At 70.3% G+C, this 5,873-nt stretch carries 6 protein-coding genes and 1 tRNA gene; 2 read left to right on the forward strand and 5 right to left on the reverse strand.

Translation table 11 applies throughout. The features are described from left to right. Positions 1–13: 13 nt before the first annotated feature. The 3 genes from AC1DCT_RS05570 to AC1DCT_RS05580 form a co-directional block, all read right to left on the reverse strand. Positions 14–592: a LemA family protein gene (locus AC1DCT_RS05570; protein WP_440734609.1), complete on the reverse strand. Its 579-nt coding sequence runs from the start codon at positions 590–592 to the stop codon at positions 14–16. A gap of 82 nt (positions 593–674) precedes the next feature. Further along, the gene (locus AC1DCT_RS05575) at positions 675–1,988 is read right to left on the reverse strand and encodes a D-arabinono-1,4-lactone oxidase (protein ID WP_477427914.1); all 1,314 of its coding nucleotides are present in this window, start codon (positions 1,986–1,988) and stop codon (positions 675–677) included. Beyond that, positions 1,985–3,235 (reverse strand): alanine racemase, encoded by a 1,251-nt coding sequence (locus AC1DCT_RS05580; RefSeq protein ID WP_477427916.1) that lies wholly within the window; start codon positions 3,233–3,235, stop codon positions 1,985–1,987. The genes AC1DCT_RS05575 and AC1DCT_RS05580 overlap by 4 nt, the downstream gene beginning before the upstream one ends. Before the next feature lie 66 nt (positions 3,236–3,301). Here AC1DCT_RS05580 and AC1DCT_RS05585 point away from each other — a divergent pair. Continuing rightward, positions 3,302–3,374, forward strand: a tRNA-Leu gene (locus tag AC1DCT_RS05585). 76 nt (positions 3,375–3,450) lie between these two features. Here the strand turns inward: AC1DCT_RS05585 and AC1DCT_RS05590 are convergent. Continuing rightward, a complete protein-coding gene (locus AC1DCT_RS05590) occupies positions 3,451–3,744 on the reverse strand; it encodes a YciI family protein (protein WP_477427918.1) in 294 nt (97 codons plus the stop codon). Positions 3,745–3,769: 25 nt separating this feature from the next. Beyond that, positions 3,770–4,186 (reverse strand): winged helix-turn-helix transcriptional regulator, encoded by a 417-nt coding sequence (locus AC1DCT_RS05595; protein ID WP_477427920.1) that lies wholly within the window; start codon positions 4,184–4,186, stop codon positions 3,770–3,772. A gap of 103 nt (positions 4,187–4,289) precedes the next feature. Between AC1DCT_RS05595 and AC1DCT_RS05600 the strand changes: the two genes are divergently transcribed. Next, entirely contained in the window at positions 4,290–5,759 is a 1,470-nt protein-coding gene (locus AC1DCT_RS05600; RefSeq protein ID WP_477427922.1) for an MFS transporter, read from the forward strand. Positions 5,760–5,873: the final 114 nt, after the last annotated feature.

A 5,873-nucleotide genomic window follows, 5' to 3' on the forward strand; every position in this document is an offset into this window, starting at 1 on the left:
GAGCCCTTCCGTATCAAAACTGGACGCGCGGAGGCTCCGCGATGGCGGCGCCGTCGGCCACCTCGAAGAACTCGCGCTCGGTGAATCCGAGGTTGCGTGCGAAGAGGTTGTTCGGGAATACCTTGATCTTGGTGTTCAGCTCGCGCACCCCACCGTTGTAGAACCGGCGCGAGGCCTGGATCTTGTCCTCGGTGTCGACGAGCGCGGCCTGCAGCTGCAGGAAGTTCTGGCTGGCCTGCAACTGCGGATACGCCTCGGCGACCGCGAACAGGCTCTTCAGCGCCTGCTGCAGGTGCCCCTCAGCGGCCCCTGCCTCACCTGGGCTGGAGGCCGACAACGTCTCGGCGCGGGCGCGCGTGACGTTCTCGAACACCGCCTTCTCGTGCGCGGCGTAGCCCTTCACCGTGTCGATGAGGTTGGGGATCAGATCGGCCCGGCGCTTGAGCTGCACAGTGATGTCGCTCCACGCCTCGTCGACGCGGACCCCCAGCTGCACGAGTGAGTTGTACGTGGCCCACAGATAGATGCCGACGGCGATGATCAGGACGACGATCACTCCGACGACGACGAGTACTGGAACAAGAACATCCACGGACGACGACCCCCCTTGCAGACGCGGTTTCGGCCCATCCTATCCCGGCATGCTCCGTGTTGGCCGGGCTGCCAGGGAACCGTCAGGCACCGAGCACGCGCTCCAGATAGCCGTTGCCGAATCGGCGCTCCGGATCCAGCCGGTCGCGCACCGCGAGGAAGTCGTCGAAGCGCGGATAGCGCTCCCGGAGCTCGTCGGATCCCAGCGTGTGCAGCTTGCCCCAGTGCGGCCTGCCACCGTGCGCGAGGCAGATCCGCTCCACGGCCTCGAAGTACTCGCGCGGGTCGTGGCGCCAGTAGCGATGCACCGCGAGGTACGCGGAATCGCGCTCGTGCGCCGTGGACAGCCAGCGGTCGTCGGCCGCCGCGAAGCGCACCTCGATCGGGAACTCGATGCGCCAGCCGCGCTTCTTGATGAGGGCTTGCACCGCGCGGAACACGGGCACGATCTGATCCTGCGGCAGCGCGTACTCCATCTCGCGGAACCGCACCGTGCGGCTCTGCGTGAGCACGCGATGAGAGAGATCGGTGTACTCGCGGTCACCCGTGAGCTTCACCGCGAGACGGCTGAACGAGGGGGTGATCGCGGGCACGGCGACACCGGCCGCGCACACGGCCCGGTACACGCCGTTCGAGAGCAGTGTCTCGTCGATCCACTTGCCGACCTTCGGCAACGGGCGCCGCACCGTCGACTCCGGAAGCCGCTCGGTGGTCTTCGTGAGCGCCACGTCCGTGTGCGGGAACCAGTAGAACTCGTAGTGGTCCGCCGCGGCCACACGCTCGTGCACGCTCTCCAGCACCTCGTCCAGCGGAGCCGGCTCATCGACCGCGTGCATCACGAACGCGGGCACGCACTGCAGAGTCACCTCGACGAGGATGCCGAGCGCGCCGAGTCCCAGTGCGACGGCCGGAAGCAGCTCGGCGTTGTGCTCCTCGTCCACGCGGAGGAACTCGCCCGCCGCCGTGATCAGGATCGCGCCCACGACCTGGGCCGCGATGCCGCGGAAGGCTGCGCCCGTGCCGTGCGTGCCCGTGGAGATCGCGCCGGAGATCGACTGCCGGTCGATGTCGCCGAGGTTCTCCATGGCCAGGCCGTACGGCGCCAGCAGCGCGGGGATGCGGTGCAGACGTGTCCCCGCGAGCAGCGTGACGCGGCCCCGTGCCTCATCGGCCGAGACGAGCCCCTGCAGGTCGTCGAGCTCCAGCAGCACATCGGGAGCGACCGCCACCTCTGTGAAGCTGTGACCGGCGCCGACCGCCTTGATGCGCAGTCCCTGGGCGGCCGCAGCCAGAACGGCGCGCTGCACACCCTCCGGGGAGCGCGGGCGCTCGACGCGGATCGGTCGGATCGAGGCCGAACGGCCCCAGTTCTGCCAGGTTCCGCCCATGCGTGTCACAGGAACGCCTTTCCCTCACCGCGATAGGTGGGCAGTTCGTCGACGACGCGATCGCCGTCGACGAGGTGATAACTCAGGATCCGTTCGGCGGGCTCGCCGCTCTTCGCGTGCCGCAGCCAGACGCGATCCCCCACTCGGAGCGTGCGGGCGGCCTCACCGCGCAGCGGCGTCTGCACCTCACCCGCGGCCTCCCGCGGCGCCGTCTGCAAGCCTTGCGGCCACACCGGCAGTGGCTGACGCGAGGCGACCGGCGGTCCGGAAGCGATCCACCCGCCGCCGAGGATCGTCGCGATGTCAGACGCAGGACGGCGCACCACGTCGAATGCGAAGGCACTGGCGGGCGCCGGCGCGAAGGAACGGTAGCCGTCGAACAGGTGCCCCGCGAGCAGCCCGCTTCCGGCCGTGATCTCGGTCAGCGCCGGATCCGATCCGGTGTACTCCAGGGATCCGGTGCCTCCTCCGGTGACGAACTCGAGGGGCACCAGCGCGCGCACCGCCTCAACGATGCGCGCACGCCGCTCGCGCAGCTCCTGCCGGGACTGCGCCTGCACGGTGCGGATCAGCGTGTCGCCGCTGCCGGTGTCATCGCCCTGGCCGGCGATCTGCGCCTCGTACATCTGCAGTCCGACGAGGCGGAAGCCGTCGCGCTCGGCGACCCTGCGGGCGAAGCGCGCCACCTCTTCCGGCGTGTGCAGCGGCGAGCGGAAGACGCCGATGTGGCCGAGGGCCGGGGCGCGCCAGGAGGCGTCGGCGTCGATCGCGATGCGCACCCGAGGCCTGCGCGAGGGTGCGGCGACCGCGTCGATGAGGTCGAGCTGCGATTCGTCGTCGACCATCAACGTGATCCGGGCGACCGCGCGCTCGTCGACGAGCAGGCGCTCGAGCCCTGGACGATCGGCGGTCGGGTAAGCCAGCACGATGTCGTCGTGGTCCTCGGCGAGCCAGAGCGCCTCAGCCAGTGTGAAGGCGAGGAGGCCTCGGTACCCGGGCACTCGGAGCGCGGCATCGATGACCTCGCGCACGCGCACCGACTTCGTGGCGATCCTGATCGGCAGCCCGCCCGCGCGCACCACCATGTCCATCGTGTTGTAGCGCAGCGCGTCGAGGTCGATCGCGGCGACCGGCGCGGGCAGGTGCGCCGTAGCCTCGGTCAGGCGCGGCCACCAGCGGGCCGGATCCTCCCAGGCGTGCGCAGCGGGGCGGGCGGACGCGGACGCGTGGCCCTGATCGGCGATGAGCTCGAGCACTCCCCCACCCTATTGGCTCCGAGTCAACATCGCTCGCGGGGCCGCGCTCGCTAGGCTCGACGTGCGGCCCCCGTAGCCCAACGGCAGAGGCAGGCGACTTAAAATCGCTTCAGTCTGGGTTCGAATCCCAGCGGGGGCACCTCGACATCGGCCGCACCGCGCGCGGGACGCCGGAAACGGCGCGATCACGCTCCGCGGGCTCGCGCACGCCGCGGTCAGCTCTCCGGGCGGTCGTCGAGCCAGACCGCATCCCAGTCCAGGATCCGGGCTTCGGCGAGCCCCTCCGTCACGAACGGATCGGCGGCGATGAAGCGCTCGGCGGCGTCGCGCGTCGCGAAGATCCCCATGGATCCGGCCGCCGCGTCCGCGGTGGCGAAGGGGCCGAGCGCGATGAGCTCGCCGCCGGCGTCGTGGAAGGCCCGGTAATAGGCCTGATGACGGGAGAAGACCTCGCCCACCCTCGCCCGGTCCACGCCGTCGCGCAGACGGTACAGCACGACATGGTTCACAGACGGATCGTAGCGCCGACTCCCGCTACGGCCGGGGACGATCCGAGGCGTCGTAGTCGTGGCGCGCAGAGGCGACGCTCGCCAGATGGTCACCCGACCAGTTCACCAATGCGGAGAACACCGGTGCCAGACTGCGCCCGAGCTCCGTGATCTCGTACTCCACCCGCGGCGGGATCTCCGCATACGTGGTGCGCGAGACGAGCCCGTCGCGCTCGAGCTGGCGGAGCCGCTGCGTCAGGACCTTCGCCGTGATGCCGTCCACGAGATCTCGCAGATCGTTGAACCGCTGACGGCCGTGCGCCTCCAGCTGCCAGAGGATGGGCGTGGTCCAGCGGCTGAACACGATGTCGACGACCGGCGAGATCGGGCATGCGCCGATTCCGAGATCGGGGAGCGCCCTCTCCCTGACAGCCGGCGTCGGGGCCGTGGTGGACGCAGTCATGGGGCTCCTCGAAATCGTTGCCAGTTTCTCCTAGGTACTTAGTGTATTGAGGAAACTAACGTGGTGGCAACCGCACGAACGCACCCCCACAGGAGACACTCCCATGACCGCTTCCTCCACTGTTCCGCCCGTGACACGCTCCGGCATCGCGCCGGGCATCGCACACCCCGGGCTCATCCTCGCGTTCCTCTCGATCGCACAGTTCATGGTGTTCCTCGATGTGAGCATCGTGAACGTCGCACTGCCCTCCATCGAGCACGACCTCCGGATCTCCGAGGCGAACCTCCCCTATGTCGTCACGCTGTACGGCGCGATCCTCGGCGGCTTCCTCCTACTCGGCTCGCGCCTGGCCGACGCCCTCGGACGTCGCCGGATGCTGCAGATCGGGCTCGCCGTGTTCGGACTCGCCTCGCTCGCCGCAGGCGTCGCGCAGGACCAGAGCATCCTGTTCACCGCCCGCGCCGCGCAGGGGCTCGGATCCGCCTTCATCGCCCCGGCCGCCCTCTCGACGCTGACCACCACGTTCACCGGCGGCTCGGCGCGCGCGAAGGCGCTCGGCGTCTGGGGAGCCCTGACGGGCATCGCCTCCGTGGCCGGCGTCACGCTGGGCGGCGTCCTGTCCGACGGCCCGGGCTGGCGCTGGATCTTCTTCATCAACGTGCCCGTGGCTCTGGGCGCTGTGCTGCTCGCCCCGCGCGTGCTGCCGGAGACCCGAGGCCCGCGCCGCCGCTTCGACGCGCTCGGGGCGGCGCTCCTCACGGCCTCGCTGCTCAGCCTGCTGTTCGGACTCAACGAGACGATCGAGCAGGGCTGGACGAGCCCGGTGGTGATCGGTTTCCTCGCCCTGGGCGTGCTGCTGCTCACCCTCTTCATCACCGTCGAGCGGCGCGCCGCCGCGCCTCTCGTGCCGCTGGACGTCTTCCGTCCGCGGCTGACCCGCTCCGCGAATCTCGCCACCCTGTTCCTGCTCGGGACCGTGGTGACGGTGTTCTTCTTCGCCAGCCTGTTCCTGCAGCAGGTCCTCGGCTACACACCCCTGCAGACCGGGCTCGCCTACGTGCCGCTCGCCGTGCTCGTCGCCGTGGGCGCGGGCGTCGCGTCGAACCTGGTGTCGCGCGTTCCCGGCAAGATCGTGCTCGTGACCGGCCTCGTGCTGCTCACGACCGCGCTCGTGCTGCTCGCGCTCGCGCCGGCGTCTATCGGCTTCCTGACCGGAGTGCTGCCGATCTTCGCGCTCGCCGGCCTCGGCATGGGGCTCTCGTTCGTGCCGCTGCAGATCGCCGCGCAGGCCGGCGTGCCGGAGCAGCGCGCCGGACTCGCTGCCGGCCTCATCAACACCAGCCAGGAGGTCGGCGGGGCGCTCGGCGTCGCCGTATCGGCGACGTGGGCGTTCCGTCGCGTGGATACGCTCACCGAGGCCGCGCACGGCGATCCGGCGCTGATCGAGGCGGCACGCACCGCCGTCTTCCACGACGGATTCACCGTGGGCGCGGTGTTCGCCGGGCTCGCGCTGATCACCGCTCTGATCCTGCTGCCGGCGATCCCCCGGCACGAGGGCCCGATCGCCGCGTGACCGGAAGGCCCCGGCGGCGCCATCCTGAGGCAGCGACCGTGTCCCCATCCTCGCGGACACGGTTGCTGCGGCGTCCCCTGCGGCTCACACCGCATCGGCGACGCGGTTCCGCCG

It is taken from the genome of Microbacterium sp. 10L49, assembly GCF_056395125.1.

Excerpts from the sequence above, each read along its gene's own strand:
- AC1DCT_RS05595 (WP_477427920.1), bottom strand. The coding sequence starts at position 4,186 with ATGACTGCGTCCACCACGGCCCCGACGCCGGCTGTCAGGGAGAGGGCG.
- AC1DCT_RS05600 (WP_477427922.1), top strand. The coding sequence starts at position 4,290 with ATGACCGCTTCCTCCACTGTTCCGCCCGTGACACGCTCCGGCATCGCG.